This window comes from Paenibacillus sp. PK3_47 (genome assembly GCF_023520895.1).
Taxonomy (GTDB): domain Bacteria; phylum Bacillota; class Bacilli; order Paenibacillales; family Paenibacillaceae; genus Paenibacillus_AQ.
Genome location: NZ_CP026029.1, coordinates 1530624 through 1553669, shown reverse-complemented (window position 1 = coordinate 1553669; position 23046 = coordinate 1530624). Strand labels below are relative to the sequence as shown.

Here is a 23046-nt window from a genome sequence, read left to right as displayed (position 1 = left end):
ACTGGAACGTATGTTATGAAGAAGTCTGCCTTCTTGTTCTTGGGAATGCTATTGGGCTTAGTTGGAATTTCTCCGCCTAATTCTTACCTTTTCCTTCATTTATGATCTTTAGCTGGAAATTCTCCATTTATTTCGCCGCAGAAAGGCTTCAGGAGACTTATCCGGTACATTTAAGTGGAGTCTTTCCCGCTAATATTGTAATAACGGTATTTGGCGGAGAGTTAGATGGAGAAATTCCTCTTATATAGATTGAATTTGAAAATATCCTATAAGGAATAGTGCGGAGGAGGAGTTTAGTTTGGAACTGTAGGAGCGATAGCGTCCGCCTGGAATTTTTCCGTAGGAAAGCTTTCTTTAGAAGCATAGGCAGTCTGCAGATTTAGCGGCCGGAAGTCCAAACATACTCTGGAGTCACGTCTATTCAAATAGAAGAATCACAAGTTCAATCAATATTGGTTTAAATAATCCAATTTAATCCTTCGGGGGATATATCAGGGAGACTCATTTTTATGATTCTTTTGTCTTAAAAGTTACAAAAAGGTTACAATAAGGTTACGGAAATGCAAGGGAGTAAAGACCTGTTTTTGGTCTGTTTTCAGCTAACTTTCAGGAAAATTTCAGGTGATTTTCAGTTTTTAAGGATACAGGGCGCTTTCCGTTACCAGAAAATGTCGGATGCAAGACAAGAAAAAGTACGCTAAGGTTATACCCGGCCTTTCAAAAGCTGCCTGTGCTCATGAAAGCATCGGGCACATACAGACATGAAGCTTATACATATTCCAGCAATATGAGACGGGGGGAGGGGACCTGGTTACTGCGAATTGCCGCTCCACAAGGAATGCCAAACGCTGGACAGACTGGAATGTGAGGACAGGCCGGCAGAAAGAGACAGAGACAAGAGAAAGTGACATCTAGGAGGAACTACAGAACATGAAAATATCGCTCAAGTTTCATGCGGTAATTGCCGCCGTTACGCTCAGCATATCCATACTCGCGCCTCTGCAGATGGCCGGAGCGTATGCTGCCAGCCCGTGGCTGGACTCATCGCGTTCTCCGGAAGAACGTACGAAATTGCTGCTGCAGCAAATGACCACTGAAGAAAAAGTTGATTTTGTTACAGGGAATGTAAATAATTTTTATGGCTTCTATAATGATTCACTGGAGCGGCTGGGGATTCCCGCACTAACGATGGCCGACGGGCCGACAGGCGTGCGTATTGCCAATCCTGATATCCAAAACAAGAAATCCACCGCATTCCCGACACCGATCGCCCTTGCCGCAACTTGGGACACCAAGGCAGCAGCCCTATACGGTGACCTGGTCGGAGAAGAAGCGTTCAATACAACACATAATGTCCTTCTGGGACCGGGGCTCGACATCGCCCGGCTGCCATGGGGCTCGCGTAACTTCGAATCGCTCGGGGAAGATCCGCTGCTGCAGTCCAAGCTGGGAGTGGCTTATGTAAATGGTGTGCAGAGCCACCCGGTCATGGCGACAGCCAAGCACTATCTGCTTAACAACCAGGAGACGGACCGCTTTACCGTGGATTCCGTGGCCAGCGAACGTGCCATAATGGAGATTTACTCCAGACCGTTCGCTGCGGCTATCCAGGAGGCGGACCTTGCTTCGGCCATGTGCTCTTTTAACAAGATCAACGGTACTTCTGCCTGTGAGAGTGAGTATGCATTGACTGATGTCCTGAGGGATAAACTGAACTTCCAGGGCTTTGTCATGAGTGACTACGGCGCTAATCTCAGCACCACGAAATCGGCGCTGGCCGGCCTCGATCTGGAGACACCGGGCGAGCCGTACGGTAAATGGGGAGATCAGCTGTTGACCGCCGTGCAGAACGGTGAGGTCAGCGAAGAGCAGCTTGATCTTATGGCCGGAAGAACTTTGACACAAATGTTCGACAAAGGCTTGTTTGACAGCAAACCGGTTAATGTCCAGATTCCGGCGGAAGAGCACGGAAAGGCGGCGCTTGATATTGCCGAGGACAGTCTCGTGCTGCTGCAGAACAAGAACAAAGCTTTGCCTTTGAATGAGGACAAGCTGAAGTCGATTGCCGTCATCGGTCCTGATGCTGACAAGTATGCTACGGTCGGAGGAAGCTCGCTTGTTACTCCAACGTACACGGTCAGTCCGCTGGATGCCATTAACGAACGTGCAGGCAAAGGAATTAAGGTCAGCTATGCGCCGGGTACGGATCCGGTATCGACCGGCGATATCGTCAACGGTCCTTCCGCAATTCCGTCAACGGTTCTGACTCCTGCTGGGGGCGGTGAAGGTTCCGGTCTTACCGGTGAATACTGGCCTAACAACAAGATGGAAGGCGAGCCTACACTTACCCGGACGGACGGCCAGGTGAATATGAATCTTGGCTTCTATAACTTTGACGGATTGAACGGACAGTCCTCCAAGCTGCCGCAGACGCCGGGTAATCTGAACAGCATGATGTCTGCGCGCTGGAACGGTTACCTGACTGCTCCAAAGACAGGCAAGTACAATCTTAGCCTGACCAGTGTCGGCAGCGGCAAGCTGTATCTGGACGGCAAGCTGCTGATCGACAGCGACGGAACGACATTGAAGACCGAAAAAGCGGCTGTAACCCTGACTAAAGGGGAACGCCATGAGGTTAAAATTGAATACAAAACGTACTACAAGGAAGGTGCATCCACCGACTTCGGCGGTACGGTCCGGTTTGGCTGGGAGCCGCCGGCGGGTGCCGTTGAAACGAAGATGCAGGAAGCCGTTAATCTGGCCAAAAAATCGGATGTTGCCGTTGTAGTTGTACGTACCTATGAGAGCGAGGGCTACTTCGACCGTTCGGATCTCGATCTGCCCAACAATCAGGACCGTCTGATCTCCGAGGTGGCCGCTGCCAACCCTAATACAGTTGTGGTGTCCATGAGCGGAAGAGCGGTCGAAATGGACGGATGGCAGAATAAGGTGAAGTCGATTGTTCAGGCCTGGTACACTGGACAGGAGCAGGGTAACGCCATTGCACGGGTGCTGTTCGGAGATGTGAACCCGTCCGGCAAGCTGCCGGTCACGTTCCCGGTTGATGAAGGCAGTACGCCGGTATCGTCACCTGAGCAGTTCCCGGGAGTGAACGGCAAGTCCGAGTACAGTGAAGGCGTTATGGTTGGCTACCGCGGTTACGAGCAATCCGGAATCAAGCCGGCGTTTGCTTTTGGACACGGCTTGTCTTACACAACCTTTGACTACCGCAATGTGCATGCGAACGTAAGCGGCAAAGGTACTGGCCGCAAAATGACGGTATCCCTGAATTTGCGGAATACCGGAAAAGTCACGGGGGCTGAGGTAGTCCAGGTGTATGTAGGTCAGCTGCCGACCAAGGTTGAGACTGCACCGAAGCAGCTGGCCGGATGGGCCAAGGTAGAGCTGAAGCCTGGCAAGCAGCAGCGCGTTCAGATTGAGCTGGATTCCAAAGCACTGTCCTATTGGGATGAGAAATCAGACAAGTGGGTAATGCCTTCCGGTAATGTGCCGGTTTATGTCGGCAGCTCCTCGGATGATATCCGTCTGAAGACCAGCTTGACGATTAAATAGGATTTAAATGAACTGACACAAATTCACGGAGCCGGGGGGTGGAACCCCCGGCTTCTTTTCTTACAAAATAACAAAGGAGGTATCCGGATATGCGCAGACGGAAGCTGCTGCTGCCGGCCGCCGCTGTCGCAGTCGTGCTGACAGCGGCGGCCGCAGTAGAACTGTTCGGATTCATGTATCAGCCGGGAGAGCCTGATAAGAAGCCCCCGGCCCCGGTACAAGTGCAGGCTTGGGTGACCACAGCGGACCAGTCCAGCCTGCTTGCTCCCGGGGAGCCGTTCTTTTTTACGGAAGGGTCTGCCGGCGGTGCTGATTCGGGGCAAGGAGACAGTGAGCCGGGACAGTCCTCTGCTGAGCTGCCTGTAATTTCGGTGAATCCGGAAGAGGAGTATCAGACAATGGACGGCTTTGGCGCATCTGTTACCGGCTCCTCCGCGTTTCTGATCAATAAGCGGATGTCCGCTGCACAGCGTGATGACCTCTTGAAGGACCTGTTTACACAGCAGGGGATACGCCTGACGTTTGTCCGCCACTCTATCGGCGCTTCTGACTTTTCGGTGGACGCCGAAGGCAATCCTGCGAGCTACACCTATGATGATTTAGAGTCCGGGGAGGATTACGGGCTGGAGCGGTTTTCCGTCGCCAAAGACGGGGATGTGACAGGACTGCTTCAGCGTATTATTAGCGTGAACAATTACGTTAAAGTGATGGGGACGCCCTGGACTGCTCCGCCCTGGATGAAATACGGTGAGCAGATTTTTGGCGGGTGGTATTTGAACTATGCCGAGCCGCGCGTATATTCCGCTTATGCACAGTATTTGGCACGCTATATTAAAGCCTATGAGGCCTTGGGAATTCCCGTTTATGCGGTGACCGTGCAGAACGAACCGGAATTTACGACACCGGACTACCCCAGTATGAGCATGGGAGCGGAGGAACAGGCCAGGTTCATCGGAGATTACCTTGGACCGGAGTTCAGCAGAAACGGAATCACCACTAAAATTGTGGCATTCGACCATAATTGGGATATCGCAGAAAGCTATGTCGATAGTGTGCTGGGGAATTCACAGGCCAATGACTACACTGACGGTACGGCCTATCATTGTTATGCGGGCTCGCCTGAAGCGATGAGCAGGGTGCACGAAGCTTATCCCGATAAAGCTATTTATGTAACGGAATGCAGCGGAGGCGCATGGAGCGAGGATTTCGGCGGCAATTTGGGCTGGCTGATGTCAAAGCTGATCATCGGCGGGCCGCGCAACTGGGCGAAGACCGTCCTGCTGTGGAATCTTGCCCTTGACTCTGAAGGAGGGCCGCAGAACGGGGGATGCCGGAATTGCCGCGGGGTCGTAACAGTAGACGGCGGAGAGGAGAAAGGCTATTCCCGGAATGTGGAGTATTATGCTCTGGGACATGCCAGCAGGTTCGTCGATCCCGGTGCAGTCCGGATCGGCTCGTCGCAGAATGACGGGATCGAGAATGTTGCCTTCCGTAATCCCGATCATTCGCTCGTACTGATCGCACTGAATACCTGGGATGAGAACCGGACGTTCAAGGTGCAGTGGGAAAATCGCATGTATACCTTCACACTCCCGGCCCGTGCGGCCGCAACCTTCAAATGGGATACAGAGCAGGATTAAGCACGTGAATGAATATGACGCCAAAAAAGCCATTATCTGCGTAACATGCGCAGGCAATGGCTTTTGCCGTGTCGGAAATACTGCCAGTTGCAGCAGTATACCTGTATCAGTCGATCTGTTCTTACGCTCTTTGTTTTCTGACCGGATCATGATCACGAAGCAGCCAGATGTGGAAGAAGTATTCGAACACCCCTGCCAGCAGCGTAATAATCAGCATGTCGCCGAATGAAAGTGTCCACTCCGCGGCCTCTCTGATGACCCACAGACTCAGAAAGACCAGCACAGCATCCGATACAGTGGCAATAATGTTATTGGTTTTCGGGAGAATGACAAGATCACCCAGCAGATAAGCTACAATCCCGATGCCCAGAGCTGCGAGCAATGCGTAACCTACTGTCGCATTTGACAGCGCCACCAGAAGAGCTGTAATCATAACACCGTGCACAAGCAGTTTAACGATCAGCTTTTCCATCTTTGTTGCCCCTTTCGTGGTTGAATTGTCTTCTGGATATGTTATAACCCTCTATTTCCTCCGGTAAACGTCATTTAACGGCATTGATTTTTTTTGCGGCCCCCTTTAAATAATCTCCTTTTTTTCTTTCATTAATGCACCATTCAGCGCAGTGAAGCCAGGTAAAGAGAAAGTTTTTTGACTGCTCCGGGGGTGATTGACCAAGAACTGGCAGGGGTAAGACATAGAGGAACGCAACACGTAACCTACATGATGAAGGAGGAAACCATAATGTTTTTTCACATCAAAGAACTTCAATTTCGTGCAAAGCCTGAAAAGCCGGACCCGGTCTACGCCAGAAAGCTGCAGGAGGTGCTTGGCGGACAGTTCGGTGAAATGTCGGTAATGATGCAGTATTTGTTCCAGGGCTTCAACTGCCGTGCTGAACAGAAGTACCGCGATATGCTGCTCGACATCGGGACTGAGGAGATTGGTCACGTGGAAATGTTGTGTACCATGATTGCGCAGCTGTTGGACGGGGCGCCTGCAGACCAGGTGGATGAAGCGGCCAAAGACCCGCTTATCGCCTCTGTACTTGGCGGCATGAATCCGCAGCATGCCATTGTATCGGGCCTTGGCGCTGCGCCTACAGACAGCAACGGCTTCCCTTGGAACAGCCGTTACATTGTCTCCAGCGGACATTTGCTGGCTGATTTCCGTGCCAATCTGAACGCGGAATCACAGGGCCTGCTTCAGGTGGTCCGCCTGTATGAACAAACTACAGATCCCGGCGTGCGTGACATGCTGCAGTTCATGATCTCCCGGGATATTCTGCACCAGAACCAGTGGCTGGCTGCGATTGAAGAAATTGAGGCCATCGACGGTCCGATCGCTCCGGCATCCTTCCCGCGTGAGCTGACCGTGGAACCGGCGACACGCCAATTCATGAACTTCTCGGCTGGTGAAGAGAGCAGCCTGGGAGCCTGGGCCAACGGCCCGCTGCCGGATGGTACGGGCAATTTCGAATATGTACCGAAGCCGCAAGCGATGGGCGGCGTTCCGGTGCTGAACACTCCGGCGGATCATCAGCACTCGGTACCGGGTACTGGACCGTATGTGGTGAATAAAGGCAAAGCTTAATTGCCGTAAAATAACAGGCTCCCCATACAGCAGGCAGCAATGAGTGCCGCTGTATGGGGAGCCTTTTTTGATACATATATTTTGACGCCTATATTAATAGAACGGGAACGGCTGCGGGTAGACAATGTACTCTTCCAGTCCTGCTTTTTCGAGCTGGGTAATATTATACTCGTCAGGAGTGCCTTCCACTCCGGCATATCCCCTTCTTGTATAGATATGAACGGCATCCGGAAAAGCATCGCGCAGAATACCGCGGATTTTTTTGCCTGAGCTGTCATTATCGAGATATAAATAAACGTCGTCATCGCCAATTTTGCGGCGCAGGGTATCCAGTTTGAGCGTATTGAGCGTTCCGAAGGTGCAAAGAATGTCAACCTCAGGCGTCAGCAGACGCCGCAAGCGGCTGCGGTCATTTTTGCCTTCGACAATGATGGTAATGGACATATTCTGTCGCCCCCTGTCAGTATAAGTGTGTGCTGGCGGGTTGTTCTGCCTCTAGCATATATAAGGTGTATTGCTATTCCTGCTCATATTGTACCTAACGTTCATCATTTTTAACAGAGTCTGGAGGCGATGAACCTTCATTCCCCGGGAAATGTCGTAAAAAGAAATAATCACCCGACTTGACCAGCCGGGTGATTGCATGATCTTTAAGACGAAACAGTATCAGGCTGCAGGGCTGTTCCAGCCGGGGAGATAGGCCGTGCGGCTCTGCGGGTCTTTGGGCGGCAAAAGCAGCAGTGCAGTCATCAGCAGGAGAAAAGCAATAAAATAAGGGGAAATGGAGTCGCGCAGCTGTCCTGCGACCACCGGACCGGCAAAGGCGCCGAGAGACATGGCGATCGACTGCAGGGAAAAGGTCCGGCCCATGCGCCCGCCGCTTCCCAGACTGATGAAGAGTGAGGCCATCGCCGGGAACAGCACGCCTTTGGCGGCACCCAGCACGAACAGAACCGCTCCGGCAGGTATGCTGCGGAAAGCCGCAAGTGTGAAGAAGCAGAGGGCCATGCCCAGCACTGCTGCGGCAATGCGGATTCCCGGCGACAGCCGGTTCAGAAAGAGCAGGCTGAGGGTGAGCAGTGCCCCGAGGCTCAACAGGGACAGGAGGATGCCGGTCGAGACCATCCCGTCCTTGCCCTGTGACAGAGGCAGCTCAAAGAACAGGACCCCCTGGGAGCAGGAGACGAAAAAAGGCAGCAGATAATACCGTTTGGTGAACGGCAGGCTCTCCCGCAAAGGTTTGGCAGCGGCCTGCGGCTCAGGCACAGCGGGGGCATCTGCAGCAGGCAGTGCTGAACCGGCATGCTTCGGAACACTGAAGAAGGCCATCACCCCGGTGGCAATCAGCAGCCAGCCGAGTGTGCTGAAGGTGCCGGAGTAACCGGCCTGATGCACAATATAGGCGCCGGCAGCAGGGGATACAACGGAGGCCAGGGTGTGGATGATGCCGTGGCCGGACATGTATTTGCCCTGGACCGCGGGATTGGAAGAGAGCGAAGCCAGCAGTGTCATGCAGGCCGGGGAGAGAAAGGCCAGCGCGAATCCGCTGGCTGCGCGCAGCAGCAGCAGGTGCCAGGGGAGCTGGGCATGGGCCTGCAGCAGCAGGATGACCCCTGCCACGGTAAGGCTGAACACAATGTAGCGCCGGCTGCCGTTGCGGTCCACCAGTACCCCTGCCAGCAGATTGCCGGGAAGGTGGGTCAGGGAATACATCCCCATCATCCAGCCGATAAAAGCCGGCCCTGCGCCCAGTGACATCGCAAAAGGCGTAAGAATAGGATACTGGGCATGCAGATCAAAAAATGCCAGGAATAAAAACAGATACAGCCACAGTGCAGTTTTCACAGATAACACCTCCGGGAAGGGCCGGTCACTGCGCTCCAGGCGCAGGCGGGCATCTTAAGCTTTTTATCCGGCTCATACGAATAATACAGGCCTACTTGTACTCTACGTGAACAGGCATGGGCTTATACCAATTTATTGGCAGCTGTAATGCCGGCGGCGTTCCCATGAATTATAAGGAGCATTCATGTATAATAATGAATAGTAATGAAATGTCCCGGGACAAGGCTTCCGGGGCGATGAATTTGAATAGGGGTGTTGTGAAATTGATGGATCCGGCAGTGTGGTCACAATTTATTAGAGAGAATTGGCTCGTTATCGTTATAGCGCTTGTCCTGCTGTTTGCTGTGGTGAATCTGGTTAAGACCGTGCTGAAATGGGCGATTGTCATTGTAATCGTAGCGGGGCTGTTCATCTACAGCGGGGTTACGATGGACCAGATTGGAGACGCTGTTAATAAAGTGGCTGACGGTACGGTCAACACGCTGAAGAGCGAAGCACAGGAAGTTATGCTGAAGGAAGCGAAGGAAGCAAAATATACCTCCGGCGGTGACGGTACTTTTACGATCACCACTCCGAATCTGGAAGTCAAGGGTGCAGCGGGTGAGGATAAAGTAGAAGTGATTTTCCGCGGAGTGAGTCTTGGGAAATGGAGTGTTACCGATACAACCAAAACATTTATCGACGAGGCCCGGAAGCACGGGACCGCGAATTAATATAACTGTTACACATTCAGCCGGCATGATTACGCAGACAAAGGAGGGCCAGACATGCTGAACAAGTGTTTGGATAGTCTTAGCGAGGCTAATGTCGTCTCCATTCTCCTTCTGCTGATCGTCTTGTTCTCACTGCTGCAGGGCTGGAGAAAAGGCTTCAGCCGGGCGGCCGGAGGGCTGTTCGGCCTGCTGGGTACGGGCCTGCTTACAATAGCCTCACTGGCTTTATCCCTGCCTGCCGCCTTTTATCTGTCCCCCCGCGCAGAAAGCTGGGCCGGCGGTGTTGTACCGCCCGATATTCAGCTGAACCAGTGGCAGCAGCTTTATTACACTTTTGTATCCGTTCTGGCGGATTCGCCGCTGGTGCGGTTTTTGCTGCTGCTGGGATTATCCTATGGTGCCATCCGCATGGTGCTTGGACTGCTGTTCATGCTGATGCCGCTGCGCATGCCCAGCCGTCAGGTGAAACCCCACGGCAGGAAGATTACACTGGCGAGCAGGTTATCCGGAGCTTTAATCGGGACGGCTGCAGGACTGGTGCGCGGACTGGTGGTGGTGTTTGTCCTTTACATCAGCGTAGGTCTGAATCCGGGCAGCGGCTTCAGCCGGTATGTGGAATCCTCTCCGATCTACCGTCAGAGTGCGGATGCGGTATTTGAGCCGCTGGCCGGTGAACAAGTCCGGAGCAGGCTGCCGGTACTGACCAAAGCGGTAACTGCGGAGATGAATGATATCCTGCGCCGGAGATATGAGGTTATTGACCGCGAAGTCTCCTCTGATATTACAGGTGCTGCCGCGGATATTGCCGGACAAGCCGGAAGTGATGAGCAGAAGGCGAGGCTTCTGTACGACTGGATCGGCTCACGGGTTGATTATGATTACAGTAAAGCGGAGAACTACGTGCAGAACGGGATCTGGCATGAGCAGACCCCGCAGGATACCTTTGATACCAAGCTTGGCGTATGCATTGATTATGCCCGTTTGTATGCAGTGATGGCGCGGTCCCAGGGACTCCAGGTGCGCGTGGTGACCGGCCTGGGGTATGACGGCCAGGGCGGATATGGTTCGCATGCCTGGAATGAAGTCTATATCGCTGAGCGGCAGGCCTGGATACCGCTGGATTCCACCTGGGCGGGCAGCGGAGACTGGTTCAATTCCAAGGATTTCGATAAAACCCACATTAAAGAAAGCATACTTTGATATGGAGGCAGGAGGCTCAGGTTATATGGTACAATATCTGCAGAGCAAATGCCGTTATTGTACCCTGAGTCAGCCTGACCGTTGTGCCGGAGTCCACTGCTGGACAACAGGTTATTTTTTAGATGTAAAGGAGTGAAAAACTTTGAGTTTTTTCCGTAAGCAGGCCTCAAACACAGAAGAAACCAGCAGCAAGAGCACTCTCGGCCTGCGGATAAATGTGTTTTTCTTCAGCACGTTTGTGATCTTCTGTGTCATTATTATCCGGCTTGCTGTGCTGCAGTTTGTCGAAGGCCCTACGCTGACCGAGGTGGAAACCAGCCGTGACACCAAAAATGTGCCGCTTGCCGCCATCAGAGGATCGATCCGGGCAGCGGGCGGGGAGGAAATTGCTTATTCGTCAGCTGTGAATTCGCTGTACATTACACTTACCAAAGAATATACGGCAAAGGTCACCGATAAGGAAACCGGGAAGACGGTGCTTTCTCCGGAGGCAGAGGCCAAATCGAACGAGCTGGCGGCAAAGCTGGTTGAAGATTTTAACACATACGGTGATCCGAATGCCGCAAAGCTGACACAAGAGGACATTATTGATTCGCTGGACTTATACTTCAGAAAGTATTCCGGTTTTATGGCCCGCCGGATCAAGACGGATTTGACTACCCGTGAAGTGGCTTATTTTATGGAACATAAGAGCGAGTACCCCGGGCTTGAAATTGTCGAGGAGAGCAACAGGCATTATGACAAAGACACTGTAGCTGTGCAGACGGTAGGCTACATTAAGCCGTTCAAATCATCCAGCACCCTTAATATTTACAAGAATATTCAGAATGCGATGAAGAAGATCGATGCCGATCCCGGCCTAAGCTATAAAGATGATGAATTTGTCGGCTTCGACGGCCTGGAGCTCCAGTATCAGCGCGAGCTGCGCGGTAAAAACGGATATCAGGTCATTTCCGTCAACCCGCAGAACATGGCCGAGAAAATTGAAGACGTTGTTCCTCCTGTGAAGGGCAATGACGTCTGGATGACCATTGACAAGAACGTACAGCTCAAGACCGAACAGGCCATCCTTGATCAGATTGACTGGCTGCATACGCATCCTGTTCAAGGCCAGACACACAGGGATGCCCTTACCGGCTATGCTGTAGCCATGGAAGTGGATACCGGAAACATCGTGGCCATGGCCAGCATGCCTGACTATGATACGAATGTATGGACGGCGGAGAAGCTGGACAGTGAGGTATGGAACAAGATTATGGGTAACTATCAGAACGGGACCATTACGCCGTATTCCTCCGGAATGTCCGGTAATGAATTCGGCTCAACCGTTCTGCTGGGATCGACCATTAAACCCCTGACCGTACTGATTGGACTGAATGAAGGCTTTTTCACTACATCAACTGTTTATAACGACAAAGGGATTGCATATTTCGGTAAAAACGACAATGCCTCTGTACGTAACTCTTCCGGTCACGTGTATGGTGCCATGGATCCGGCCCGGGCGATTGAGAAATCGTCCAATGCGTTTATGGTAGATATGGTCGGAGAGAAGCTGTATGAGCAGTACCGGGATGAGGGGATCAAGATCTGGGATACTTATATGAAGGAATTTGGTCTTGGCGTCTCCACCCAGAGCGGTCTGCCTAACGAATATTTGGGCCAGATCAACTATACGGATACGAAGGCAGCGGGCAGTGCCCAGGCGGCGCTTGTATATGCTTCGTTCGGCCAGCAGGGGAGATACACTGTACTGCAGCTTGCCCAGTATACGTCAACTCTGGCGAATAAAGGTGTTCGCATCAAACCGCAGCTCGTCAGCAAAATCACCGACCAGAACGGAAATGTGGTGAAGCAGTTTGGACGCGAAGTGCTGGATGAAGTAACTACCTTCAAGGATTCCTACTGGAAAGAAGTGATTAAGGGCATGAACAGTGATGTCAGTGCCTTCTCTGATTTCCCGTATGATTTTGCCCGCAAAACAGGAACCTCGCAACAGACAGACCGCAAAAATAAAAACCGTGATAACGGGGTCTTTATTGCTTTTGCCCCGCGCGAGAATCCGAAGCTGGCTGTAGCCGTTGTTATTCCGGAAGGCGGCTTTGGTTCCAACAGTGCGGCTCCGGTTGCACGGAAGATTTTTGACGCATACGATTATGAATACGGTCTGGATGGCGTTCCGAAGAAGTCGCTGGAAAAAGCGGCGAATGCTGATGGTGAAAATGCTGATACAGCAGCTAACGACTAACTTGGAATAAAAGGAATAATACAACTAAAATGCAGCCCTCTATAAATATAGGGGGCTGTGAGAATGGAGGGGTGGCACATGGCTGCCAAATACCGCCTGCTTGCACTGGATATGGATGGAACCTTACTGAATGATGAACAGCTGATTACACCCAAAACTGTGGAATGGATCAAAAAAGCGATCGATGCCGGGGTGCACGTCTGCCTGTCCACGGGTCGCGCTTCGCGCAGTGCGATGCCTTACGCTGAGCAGCTTGGCCTTAAGACTCCGATGATTATGGTGAACGGCAGCGAAGTCTGGCGTGCGCCTCATGAGCTGTACCGCCGGTCGCTGATGGACCCGGTGCTCGTCCAGAAGATGTACGATATTGCCCAGGAGCTGGGGATCTGGTATTGGGCGTATTCTGTAGATGAAGTGTACAACAAGCACAACTGGGATGGTGACATCCAGGGGAGGGAATGGCTGAAATTCGGTTATTCCACAGAAGATGATGAAATTCGCCATAAGCTGCTGATGCTGCTTCAGGATCTGGGCGGCCTTGAGATTACGAATTCATCACCGACGAATCTGGAGATTAACCCGCTTGGCGTCAATAAGGCCTCCGGCATCCGTGAAGTCTGCAAGCTGCTGGGGCTTGATATGTCCCAGGTGGTTGCCGTAGGGGACAGTCTGAATGATCTGGCGGCAATTCAGCAGTGCGGCTTTGGGGTAGCGATGGGCAATGCCCAGGAGACCGTGAAGCAGGAAGCGGATGCTGTAGTCTCCTCCAATAATGAGGACGGTATCGCAGAAGTGATTCAAAAGTATATTTTAAGTGATGCTGAGGCTCCTGCTGAGCATTCCGGCAAATAAAAATCAGCTTTTATAACGATGGAGGTTGAGGCCATTGGCGATCCTGGGTTGGATACTAATTATTGCTTTATTTGCGGTAGGGCTAGCCGGGGCGGTGTATCCGATTCTGCCCGGTGCCCTGGCGATATATCTGGCTTTTTTTGTATATGGATGGTTCTTTTCGTTCGAATCCTTCGGCGTGTGGTTCTGGATTATCCAGACGCTGATTGTTGTGGTTCTGTTTGTTGCCGACTATGTCGTCGGCGCGTGGGGAGTCAAGAAATTCGGCGGCTCAAGCGCTTCGGTCATCGGCAGTACGATCGGCATCATTATCGGTCCATTCGTGATTCCGGCGTTTGGCCTGATTCTGGGTCCATTTATCGGTGCCTTTGTAGGTGAACTGATTGCAGGTTCCCAGCCAGGCAAAGCGGTGAAGGTAAGCTTCGGTTCATTGCTTGGACTATTCAGCAGTACTGTTGTCAAAATCGTGCTGCAGATTGCCATGGTCGTTCTTTTCTTTATCTGGATCAGCGTGAATTAAATTAACAGCGAAGAAGGCGAAACGGTTTGTCCAAGAAAGAGTCTTTTATCAAAGGTACACTCATTCTGGCTGCAGCGGCGCTCGTGGCCCGCGTGCTGGGGCTGGCCCAGCGGGTGCCGCTGGAGCATTTATTCAATGATATCGGCAACGCATCCTTTACACAGGCCAATACGGTATATCTGATGCTGCTGCCTCTCGCTACAGCCGGAATTCCGAGTACGCTCAGCAAAATGGTCTCCGAGCGTTATGCGCTTAACCGGCCGCATGAGGCGCAGCAGATCTACCGGGCGGCACTGATCTTTGCCGCCATTGTCGGGGTGCTGATGAGCACCATCCTGTACATAGGCGCTCCTTATTATGCGGCATATGCCAAGGTTCCCGAGAGCACGCTGGCTATCCGGGCCATTGCTCCGGCGCTGTTGCTGTTCCCTGCCATCGCCATGATGCGCGGGTATTTCCAGGGACGCAACAACATGATGGCCGGGGGCATCTCGCAGATTGTCGAGCAGATCGCCCGGGTATCCACCGCAATCCTGTTAGCTTATATCCTGCTCCGCCAAGGGTATGATAATACCTGGATGGCTGCAGGAGCTTCCTTCGGCAGCGTGTTCGGCAGCGTGGGGGCTTTCGCAATCATGCTGTATTACGCGGCCCGGATGCGCCGGACGGAAGAGAAGGCGGCGCTGTATGACAGCAGTGCAGCCAGACTGCCGCTGCTCGGTATTTATAAAGATATTTTCAAATTATCGATCCCGATCGTGCTGTCTTCGGTCACTGTGCCGGTTGTTAACTTTATTGATACCTCCCTGATCGTGCCGCTGCTTAGCGGACAGCTGGGAATAGAGGAAGCGACCCGGGCTTTGGGGATTTTCGGCAGCCGGGCACAGAGTGTGGCAGGCATACCGCCTGTACTATCGATTGCCCTTAGTACTTCGCTGATTCCGATTATTTCTGCCGCCTTTGCGCGGAAGGACGAGCAGCATCTGAAACGCCAGGTTACCCTGGCGCTGCGGATCTCGATTCTTACCGGTACTCCGATTGTTCTCGCGCTGGTTGCTGCGTCATATTCTGTTAACGGTCTTTTGTTCAGCAGTCTGGACGGAAGCGGGATTATTGCGATGCTTACCTTCGGGGCGATCTTTCAGATTACGATGATGACCACCAACTCCATCCTGCTGGGTATGGGGAAATCACGTATCTCCATGTATTATGTGTTTGCGGGAATCCTGGTGAAGCTGGCGGGCAGCCTCCTGTTCAGCAGAATCTTCGGGATCTACGGCATTATCGGAGCGACAGCGCTCTGCTTCCTCGTCATTACTTATCTGAACCTGCGCATGCTGAAATCCATTGTGTCTTTTGAGATTATGGGCAGACGCTGGAGCGGATTTGCCGTTGCGGTTCTGGCCTCCGGCGGAATCGGATACGGTCTGAACGAAGCCGGAATTATACTGACCCGTCTCATGCCTGATCGTCTTGCGTTCCTGATTACATGCCTGGTTGTCGGGGCTGCAGTGGTTGTGATCTACCTTGTCCTGCTGATCGTTCTGGGTGTGATTACCCGCCAGGAAATTGCCGGTTATCCGCGTGCCCTGCAGAAGCTTCTGAACCCGCTGATGAAGCTGCAGCCTGCAAGGGTTCGTACACACGAATAAGGCTGTGATGTTTGTCTTAATTTTCTTCTTTTGATTGACTTATTAAGCACATTTTGCTTCACTTATAGCAAGGCTTTCCACAGTAAGAATTAGAAAGGACTGGATGTTTGATGGATAAAATTACTTCCCCTGCCGAGTTTCAGGTGGCGATTCAATCTCCGCGGCTGACCGTAGCGGTGTTTAAGGCGGACTGGTGTGTCGACTGCAAATTTATAGATCCGTTTATGCCGGATGTTGAACAGAAATACGACGGCCGGCTCACGCTGGTTGAAGTGGATGTGGATGCGGTAGGAGATGTCAGCCAGGAACAGAATATTCTTGGTATCCCGAGCTTCGTTGCTTACAGTGACGGACGGGAGCTGGTCCGGTTCGTCAACAAGCTGCGCAAGTCGCGTGAGGAAATCGAAAATTTCCTGAATACGGCGCTTGAGGTATATCAGAGCATTCACAAGTAATGAAGTTGCTGCACCGCTTTCGCCCTGTCAGAGCAAAAGCGGTGTTTTTTTAAATCGGGCAGCATATTCTCCATTTCATTCCTATGGAAATGCGGGTGATCACATTGACGATGAATCAATTGAAGCGGCTCAGCTATGTCACTTGCCTTATTATGTTTCTTGCTTTGCTTGGAGGCGCTGTAGTAACCAAAACCGGCTCCGGACTGGAATGCGGAAATGAATGGCCGCTCTGCCATGGAAAACTGATCCCGGCTTATACAGTAGGCTCCATGATTGAGTACACACACCGCTTGTTCAGCGGACTGGCGGGTTTGTTGTCCCTGGCTTCCATGTATGCCTTCTGGCGTTACGCCAGAGAGCGGAAGGACTTGCTTGCCTATGCGCTGCTGACGCTTATTTTTGTTGTCGTGCAGGGCGGAATGGGAGCGCTTGCGGTAACGAAACCGCAGTCTGCTGCGGTCATGGCGCTGCATATGGGCTTTTCATTAATCGCTTTTGCAAGCTCGGTCATGCTGGCGCTTGGAGCGAAAAGGCGGGAATCGGCAGATTCAGATCCTGCAGCCGGTAATTATACGGTAAGCAGAAGCTTCCGCAACCTGACCTGGATTACGGCTCTTTATTCCTATGTTGTCGTGTATATTGGAGCGTATGTCAGCCACACCGATTCACAGGGCGGATGCTCCGGCTGGCCGCTCTGCAACGGTGAGTTTATACCGGAGCTGTCGGGCGGCGTCGCTGTCGTATTTGTTCACCGGATTGCTGCAGCGCTGCTGTTCGTGCTGGTGGCTGTGCTTGGACATCTGGCTTTCTGGAGACATAAAAATCTTCCTGAACTGAGGGCACTGGGGCTTGCTGCGGTACTGCTCTGTCTGATGCAGGTGCTTAGCGGCGCGGCCGTAGTCCACACACTGTATAACGAACGATTGTACATATTTGCTGCCTTATCCCATATCGTACTGATTGCCGGATTGTTCGGCGTCCTGTGCTATATGAGTGTTCGCGTATGGCAGATGAGCAGAACAGAGACACAAGCTGCAGGACTTACGGTATCCTCCGTCAGCCTTGCCAGCTCTGATGAATAAATCCGGTCATACTCCGGAGTCAGCTCTGTTGTTAGGAGGAACAATAAAGTGGCATATGGTAATTTGCGTCAATGGATCGAGCAGCTGAGAAAAGACAAAGATCTTGCGGTAATTGATACCCCGGTGGATCCCCATCTGGAGCTGGCGGAAATTCACCGGCGCGTCGTACAGGAGGAAGGTCCGGCCTTATTGTTTACCTCGGTAAAAGGAACTGCTTTTCCTGTAGCGACCAATCTGTTCGGATCTGTCCGCAGGGTGAATCAGGTATTTGGAACACGCCCGGAGCAGCTGATGAAGTCGCTCGCGGGAGCGGTGGAGTCGATGCTGCCGCCGACGGCATCCGGAATCTGGAAGGAAAAGGGGCTCTTTTTCGATATGCTGAAGGTTGGCGTCCGTAATGTACCCCAGGGTGAGGCACCAGTACTTGGCGTCTGCCACAGCGTTGACCCGCTCAGGGGACTTCCCCGTATTACAAGCTGGCATAAGGACAACGGATCCGCGATTCCCCTCCCTCTTGTCTATACGGAGAGTATAACCAATCCCCAGAACCATAATCTTGGCATGTACCGGGTTCAGCTTCATGACGACAGCGTTACTGGTATACACTGGCACAATCATAAAGGCGGCAGCTTTCATTACCGTGAAGCAGAGCTTCTTGGTGAAGCCCTGCCGGTATCGGTATTTATCGGCGGCCCGCCGGCGCTGACCGCAGCGGCAGTAGCACCGCTGCCCGAAAGGCTCCCGGAGCTGCTGATGGCCTCGTTCGTCATGGGCGGGCGGCTGCCGATGGTGGATGATCCTCTGGGAGGCCACCGGATCCCTGCTGAAGCGGAATTTGCCATCCGCGGACTGGTTCCGCCGCTGGAGCGGCGCACTGAGGGGCCGTTCGGGATGCGTTCCGGGTATTATTCCGGACAGCGTCATCTTCCGGTGATGCATGTGCAGCGGATGTGGCACCGGAAGGATGCGATTTATCCGGCAACGATTGCCGGCAAGCCGCGCCAGGAGGACTACTATCTGGGGGAATTTATCCAGCGGCTCATGGCTCCGGCCTATCCCCTGCTTATGCCGTCAGTCAGAGCCCTGTGGAGTTATACCGAAGCAGGGACAAATGCCCTTGTCTCAGCTGTTGTACGGGAAAGCTATTCGCGTGAAGCGCTGGTATCCGCCTTCCGGATTCTTGGAGAAGGCCAACTGTCTTTAAGCAAGCTGCTGCTGCTGACCAGTGAACCGGTTGATCTCGGCGATTTCCCGAAACTGCTGGAGACCGTGCTTGAGCGCTTCGATCCGGCCACAGATCTGCTTGTGCTGGACAATATGTCTCCTGATCTTCCGGATGACAGCTCCCCGAAGCCTAGTCTTGGCAGTAAGGGGATTATCATGGGGGTAGGGCTTCCTGTCCGTGAGCTTCCCCGCAGCTACGATGAAGGGGGACTTCCAGGCATTACTGATGCAATTCCCTATTGCGGCGGATGTTTGGCCGTTTCCGGTGCATCCTATGAAGAAGATCCGGAGCTTGCCCGGCGCCTGATTACTGCACTGCGTGAGAAGGAGACGGCGTGGCCGCTGGTCATCCTGGCCGATAACGCTGCTGAATGTGCTGCTTCACAGACATCTTTTTTATGGTCCGTATTCAGCCGCCTCCATCCGGCGGATCATATTTATGCCGCATCGGAAGTGAACCGCCATCATATCAGCTATAAGCTGCCCATTGTGATTGATGCACGAAGAAAACCAAATGATCCTGAAGAGCTGCATCCGTCTGAAGATATTGTGCAAAAAGTGGAACAGAACTGGAAGCAATATTTTCCCGGCGTATAGCATACCTTTCGCAAAATTAACCGATTCTTCCGGAGCCGGATTTACTGCATTACACTTTGAGGAGGGCAATCATGCTGCGGATATTACTTGGAGAACCGCCCCGCGAGAACAGCGGTGTGCTGGCGGAAGCCATGGACAATATGGCAGAGGCCGCATCCATGCTGCGCAAAGAGATGAATGCTCATGAAGACCATGACCACGAATACCGTAAGCTGGAGATATGGACACGCGGGCTGATCTCTTCACTGGATGAACTGGAGCAGAGCTGGTTCGCCGCAGCCTTTTACCGCAGGTCGGTTGTCGCCGGGTATATGGATGATATGTCGGTAAAGGAACAAGGGGAGTACGCCAGATATGTCTATTTTTACAAAAACGGCTTTATCCGAGTGTTCTCGCTGCTGGACAAGCTGGGTACGGTGCTGAACAGCCTGTATGATCTGAATACTTCCAGGGTCAAAGCGCATTTTTCATATTTTACGGTGCTGCGGCAGTTTCAGCTGCTTAAGGTGCATGCTCCGCTGGCTGAGGAGCTGGAGCGGATCAAGGATTCTTACCGGGAGCCGCTGGAAAACCTGCGTAAACGCCGCAATGCCGAGGTTCATTATATGAATTCGGAAATGCAGGATGATCTATGGCAAAGACACCAGGGACTGCATGACAAAATCCGGCTTGAGGATCTGGACAGCCATCTGGAGGATTTGAAGCAGGGACTGGAAATGGTGTGCCAAACATTGAACGTGGCCTTCAGGTACAGCAATGAGCAGTGGCACCGCAATACAGCAGGCCGGCAGGCGGAGAAATGACTGGTTACCCCGCTAAAAGTTACCTTTGACAAAAATCCTGAAACTATCTATACTTAGGCTTGCATTAGCTGCTTACATGAAATCAAAAGCTAACTTCATATTTTTCTTATCGAGAGCGGCGGAGGGATAGGCCCGATGAAGCCCGGCAACCGATTTGTGTACAGCACGGTCACGTGTTCTGCATGAATGTCATGGTGCTAATTCCTACAATGCCGCAGGGTTTGCGGTCTTTGGCAGATGAGAAGGCATTGTAAATACACGCACAGGGCCTCTTGCGATCTGCAATCGATCGTGAGGGGTCTTTTTTGGATATCAGGATTGTTATGAAGGAGTGGGGACGGGAATTGATAGAGCTGAAAGGATTGACCAAGGTATACGGAAAGGGCAGCAAGGCTGCCACAGCACTCTCCGGACTGAATCTGTCCATTAAGAAGGGTGAGATTTTTGGCGTTATCGGCCATTCGGGTGCAGGCAAAAGTACGCTGATCCGCTGCATTAACCTGCTGGAACGTCCGACAGAGGGCGAGGTATGGGTGGACGGTGTGGAGCTTACATCGCTCAGTCAGGGGCAGCTGCAGGAAAAACGCCGTAAGATCGGGATGATCTTTCAGCATTTTAATCTGCTGTCTTCGGCAACGGTATATGACAATATTGCCTTTCCGCTCCGGCTGATGGGGACCTCCAAGGCGGAGATCGAACATAAGGTGAAGGATCTGCTGGCGCTTGTCGGCCTGGAACAGCACCGCAATAAATATCCGGCCCAGCTGTCCGGCGGGCAGAAACAGCGCGTGGGGGTGGCCCGGGCGCTGGCCAGTGATCCGGATGTGCTGCTCTGTGACGAAGCGACCTCGGCGCTGGATCCGCAGACGACGGATTCCATTCTGCGCCTGCTGCTGGATATTAACAAGAAGTTCCACCTGACCATCGTCCTGATTACCCACGAGATGCATGTCATTCAGAGCATTTGTGACCGCGTTGCCGTCATTCATGGCGGAGGCATTGTTGAACAGGGTGAAGTGGCCAAGGTGTTCCTGAAGCCGCAGCATGAAATTACGAAGGAATTCATCCGCAGCGAGACACAGAATGAGGGGCCGCTGCGTACGGCAATAGAAGCGGTGAACGGGGAGTTCAATAAAGCCGTCAAAATTACCTTCCTCGGACAAAAAACGTACGAGTCCACATTATCGCATGTGGCACGCGGTACAGGCGTCAATTTTGCCATCCTGCAGGGAACCATTTCGACGATCAAGGATGTGCCATACGGCCAGCTGATCGTCCGGTTTGAGGGACCGCTTGAAGCAGTTGAGGCAACCATTGCGGAGCTGACTGCACAAGGGCTTGATGTGGAGGTGATTTCCTAGTGGGCGGTTTGAATTTTAACGATATTAACTGGGAAGAAATGCTTGATGCAACGGTCGCTACGCTTCAAATGTTAACTTATTCAGGAATATTCACAATTATTCTTGGTTTACCACTCGGAATTGTGTTATATTTATGGGGAAGATCAAATAACATTGTTATCAGAGGTATTTACTCGGTATTATCACTGCTAGTTAATATCCTGCGCTCTGTTCCGTTTCTCATTTTGATGGTGGCACTGATTCCTCTGAGCAAGACAATTATGGGGACCTCCATAGGTGTGCTGGGAACCATTCCGGCGCTTGTCATCGGGGCTGCACCCTTTTTTGCCAGACTGGTGGAAACGGCGCTGCGTGAGGTAGACCGCGGGGTTATCGAAGCCGCTCAGGGAATGGGAGCGTCTGCGGGCCAGATTGTGATGCGGGTGCTGCTGCCAGAGGCTCGTCCGGGTCTGTTGGCCGGAGTGACCATTACTTTAGTCACCCTGGTATCCTATACAGCGATGTCGGGAATGATCGGCGGCGGCGGACTTGGCGACCTGGCGATCCGTTACGGCTACTACCGTTATGAGAAGGAAGTCATGATTATCTCGGTCATTCTGATGGTTATCCTGGTACAGCTGCTGCAGATGGCCGGGGACAGACTGGTCAGATATTTCACACGGAAATAAGGTACAACCATATATAGCCTTATTCATACAATTTATTGGAGGGGGATTTACAGATGAAAAAAGTACTGCTTACATTCTTCAGCTTGACCTTGGTGCTGGTGCTGGCAGCTTGCGGCAACAATAACACCACTAATAATGCGGCGAATTCCGCTGCAACCAATGCACCTGCTGCAGATGCTTCTGCAGAGCCAACAACCGAACCGGCTGCAGAACCGGTAACACTGGTGGTTGGAGCATCTCCTGTACCGCACGCGCAAATCCTGAACGCAATCAAGCCGCTGCTTGAAGCACAAGGCATCACGCTCGAAATCAAAGAATTCACGGACTACATCTTGCCGAATACACAGCTTTCCGAGAAGGCGCTTGATGCGAACTTCTTCCAGCACCAGCCTTACCTGGATGACCAGAACAGCAAGAACGGTTCTGACCTTGTATCTGTAGTTCCTGTTCATGTTGAACCTTTCGGTGCCTATTCCAAAAAAATTAAATCCGTTGACGAGCTGGCTGACGGTGCAAAGGTTGCGATCCCGAACGATGCCACTAACGGCGGCCGCGCGCTGATCCTGCTTGCCAAGAACGGCCTGATCACTTTGAAAGACGACACGAACATCACTTCCACCAAAGCTGATATCACTGAAAATCCTAAGAACCTGGAAATCATCGAACTGGATGCAGCTATGCTGCCGCGCCAGCTGGATGAAGTGGATCTGGCCCTGATCAACACCAACTTTGCGCTTGAAGCTGATCTTGTTCCAACCAAAGACGCTTTGTTCATCGAAGGTGCAGATTCCCCTTACGCCAACCTGCTGGTAGCCCGTCCTGACAACAAGGATTCCGATGCGATCCAGAAGCTGGCTGCAGCACTGAACTCTCCTGAAGCCAAGGCTTTCATTGAAGAGGAATACCAAGGTTCGATCATCCCGGCATTCTAAGAACAATATCCATAATGCAAAACCCCGGCCTGCCCATTTGGGATGCCGGGGTTTTTGTGTTCAGCAGTTGTTACCCTCAGTGAAATCCTCTAT

The 23046-nt window shown here is 52.3% G+C and carries 19 protein-coding genes and 1 riboswitch; of the genes, 16 read left to right on the top strand and 3 right to left on the bottom strand.

What is annotated here, in order from left to right; translation table 11 throughout:
* The first annotated feature begins 930 nt into the window (after positions 1 to 930).
* Together C2I18_RS07020 and C2I18_RS07015 are read left to right on the top strand one after the other, a co-directional pair.
* Entirely contained in the window at positions 931 to 3573 is a 2643-nt protein-coding gene (locus C2I18_RS07020) for a beta-glucosidase H (RefSeq protein ID WP_249900543.1), read from the top strand.
* Positions 3574 to 3662: 89 nt separating this feature from the next.
* On the top strand, positions 3663 to 5213 hold the full coding sequence (locus C2I18_RS07015; protein ID WP_249900542.1) for a glycoside hydrolase family 30 protein: 1551 nt from the start codon (positions 3663 to 3665) through the stop codon (positions 5211 to 5213).
* A 121-nt stretch (positions 5214 to 5334) separates the two neighbouring features.
* On the opposite strand, the gene C2I18_RS07010 is transcribed toward C2I18_RS07015, so the two are convergent.
* Positions 5335 to 5685 carry a DUF2512 family protein gene (locus C2I18_RS07010; RefSeq protein WP_249900541.1) on the bottom strand — a complete coding sequence of 117 codons (351 nt, stop codon included), beginning with the start codon at positions 5683 to 5685 and terminating at the stop codon, positions 5335 to 5337.
* Positions 5686 to 5955: 270 nt separating this feature from the next.
* Between C2I18_RS07010 and C2I18_RS07005 the strand changes: the two genes are divergently transcribed.
* Positions 5956 to 6804 (top strand): manganese catalase, encoded by an 849-nt coding sequence (locus C2I18_RS07005; protein ID WP_249900540.1) that lies wholly within the window; start codon positions 5956 to 5958, stop codon positions 6802 to 6804.
* Between the two features lie 93 nt (positions 6805 to 6897).
* Here C2I18_RS07005 and C2I18_RS07000 read toward each other — a convergent pair whose 3' ends face one another.
* Positions 6898 to 7248, bottom strand: coding sequence for a DNA primase (locus C2I18_RS07000; protein WP_249900539.1), 351 nt, complete (start codon positions 7246 to 7248; stop codon positions 6898 to 6900).
* 222 nt (positions 7249 to 7470) lie between these two features.
* On the bottom strand, positions 7471 to 8649 hold the full coding sequence (locus C2I18_RS06995; RefSeq protein ID WP_249900538.1) for an MFS transporter: 1179 nt from the start codon (positions 8647 to 8649) through the stop codon (positions 7471 to 7473).
* A gap of 266 nt (positions 8650 to 8915) precedes the next feature.
* On the opposite strand from C2I18_RS06995, the gene C2I18_RS06990 reads away from it, so the two are divergent.
* The 13 genes from C2I18_RS06990 (at position 8916) to C2I18_RS06930 (ending at position 22953) form a co-directional block, all read left to right on the top strand.
* On the top strand, positions 8916 to 9362 hold the full coding sequence (locus C2I18_RS06990; protein ID WP_249902030.1) for a hypothetical protein: 447 nt from the start codon (positions 8916 to 8918) through the stop codon (positions 9360 to 9362).
* A gap of 54 nt (positions 9363 to 9416) precedes the next feature.
* Positions 9417 to 10562 carry a transglutaminase domain-containing protein gene (locus C2I18_RS06985; protein WP_249900537.1) on the top strand — a complete coding sequence of 382 codons (1146 nt, stop codon included), beginning with the start codon at positions 9417 to 9419 and terminating at the stop codon, positions 10560 to 10562.
* 142 nt (positions 10563 to 10704) lie between these two features.
* The gene (locus tag C2I18_RS06980) at positions 10705 to 12807 is read left to right on the top strand and encodes a peptidoglycan D,D-transpeptidase FtsI family protein (protein ID WP_249900536.1); all 2103 of its coding nucleotides are present in this window, start codon (positions 10705 to 10707) and stop codon (positions 12805 to 12807) included.
* Positions 12808 to 12885: 78 nt separating this feature from the next.
* On the top strand, positions 12886 to 13659 hold the full coding sequence (locus C2I18_RS06975) for a Cof-type HAD-IIB family hydrolase (protein ID WP_249902029.1): 774 nt from the start codon (positions 12886 to 12888) through the stop codon (positions 13657 to 13659).
* Positions 13660 to 13693: 34 nt separating this feature from the next.
* Complete coding sequence (locus tag C2I18_RS06970; RefSeq protein ID WP_249900535.1) at positions 13694 to 14179, top strand: DUF456 domain-containing protein; 486 nt, start codon at positions 13694 to 13696, stop codon at positions 14177 to 14179.
* 26 nt (positions 14180 to 14205) lie between these two features.
* Positions 14206 to 15831 (top strand): putative polysaccharide biosynthesis protein, encoded by a 1626-nt coding sequence (locus tag C2I18_RS06965; RefSeq protein WP_249900534.1) that lies wholly within the window; start codon positions 14206 to 14208, stop codon positions 15829 to 15831.
* A gap of 110 nt (positions 15832 to 15941) precedes the next feature.
* The gene (locus C2I18_RS06960; protein ID WP_249900533.1) at positions 15942 to 16286 is read left to right on the top strand and encodes a thioredoxin family protein; all 345 of its coding nucleotides are present in this window, start codon (positions 15942 to 15944) and stop codon (positions 16284 to 16286) included.
* Positions 16287 to 16390: 104 nt separating this feature from the next.
* Positions 16391 to 17368, top strand: a complete 978-nt coding sequence (locus C2I18_RS06955) for a COX15/CtaA family protein (RefSeq protein ID WP_481857922.1) — start codon at positions 16391 to 16393, stop codon at positions 17366 to 17368.
* A gap of 48 nt (positions 17369 to 17416) precedes the next feature.
* The gene (locus C2I18_RS06950; RefSeq protein ID WP_249900532.1) at positions 17417 to 19189 is read left to right on the top strand and encodes a UbiD family decarboxylase; all 1773 of its coding nucleotides are present in this window, start codon (positions 17417 to 17419) and stop codon (positions 19187 to 19189) included.
* Positions 19190 to 19260: 71 nt separating this feature from the next.
* On the top strand, positions 19261 to 19992 hold the full coding sequence (locus tag C2I18_RS06945) for a Cthe_2314 family HEPN domain-containing protein (protein WP_249900531.1): 732 nt from the start codon (positions 19261 to 19263) through the stop codon (positions 19990 to 19992).
* 103 nt (positions 19993 to 20095) lie between these two features.
* A riboswitch (SAM riboswitch) is annotated at positions 20096 to 20236 on the top strand.
* A 100-nt stretch (positions 20237 to 20336) separates the two neighbouring features.
* Positions 20337 to 21353, top strand: a complete 1017-nt coding sequence (locus C2I18_RS06940) for a methionine ABC transporter ATP-binding protein (protein ID WP_249902027.1) — start codon at positions 20337 to 20339, stop codon at positions 21351 to 21353.
* Between the two features lie 38 nt (positions 21354 to 21391).
* Entirely contained in the window at positions 21392 to 22021 is a 630-nt protein-coding gene (locus tag C2I18_RS06935) for a methionine ABC transporter permease (protein ID WP_481857921.1), read from the top strand.
* 53 nt (positions 22022 to 22074) lie between these two features.
* Positions 22075 to 22953 (top strand): MetQ/NlpA family ABC transporter substrate-binding protein, encoded by an 879-nt coding sequence (locus tag C2I18_RS06930; RefSeq protein ID WP_249900529.1) that lies wholly within the window; start codon positions 22075 to 22077, stop codon positions 22951 to 22953.
* Positions 22954 to 23046: the final 93 nt, after the last annotated feature.

Excerpts from the sequence above, each read along its gene's own strand:
- C2I18_RS07015 (WP_249900542.1), top strand. The coding sequence starts at position 3,663 with ATGCGCAGACGGAAGCTGCTGCTGCCGGCCGCCGCTGTCGCAGTCGTG.
- C2I18_RS06990 (WP_249902030.1), top strand. The coding sequence starts at position 8,916 with ATGGATCCGGCAGTGTGGTCACAATTTATTAGAGAGAATTGGCTCGTT.
- C2I18_RS06960 (WP_249900533.1), top strand. The coding sequence starts at position 15,942 with ATGGATAAAATTACTTCCCCTGCCGAGTTTCAGGTGGCGATTCAATCT.
- C2I18_RS07010 (WP_249900541.1), bottom strand. The coding sequence starts at position 5,685 with ATGGAAAAGCTGATCGTTAAACTGCTTGTGCACGGTGTTATGATTACA.
- C2I18_RS07020 (WP_249900543.1), top strand. The coding sequence starts at position 931 with ATGAAAATATCGCTCAAGTTTCATGCGGTAATTGCCGCCGTTACGCTC.
- C2I18_RS06935 (WP_481857921.1), top strand. The coding sequence starts at position 21,392 with ATGCTTGATGCAACGGTCGCTACGCTTCAAATGTTAACTTATTCAGGA.
- C2I18_RS07005 (WP_249900540.1), top strand. The coding sequence starts at position 5,956 with ATGTTTTTTCACATCAAAGAACTTCAATTTCGTGCAAAGCCTGAAAAG.
- C2I18_RS06930 (WP_249900529.1), top strand. The coding sequence starts at position 22,075 with ATGAAAAAAGTACTGCTTACATTCTTCAGCTTGACCTTGGTGCTGGTG.
- C2I18_RS06945 (WP_249900531.1), top strand. The coding sequence starts at position 19,261 with ATGCTGCGGATATTACTTGGAGAACCGCCCCGCGAGAACAGCGGTGTG.
- C2I18_RS07000 (WP_249900539.1), bottom strand. The coding sequence starts at position 7,248 with ATGTCCATTACCATCATTGTCGAAGGCAAAAATGACCGCAGCCGCTTG.
- C2I18_RS06985 (WP_249900537.1), top strand. The coding sequence starts at position 9,417 with ATGCTGAACAAGTGTTTGGATAGTCTTAGCGAGGCTAATGTCGTCTCC.
- C2I18_RS06975 (WP_249902029.1), top strand. The coding sequence starts at position 12,886 with ATGGCTGCCAAATACCGCCTGCTTGCACTGGATATGGATGGAACCTTA.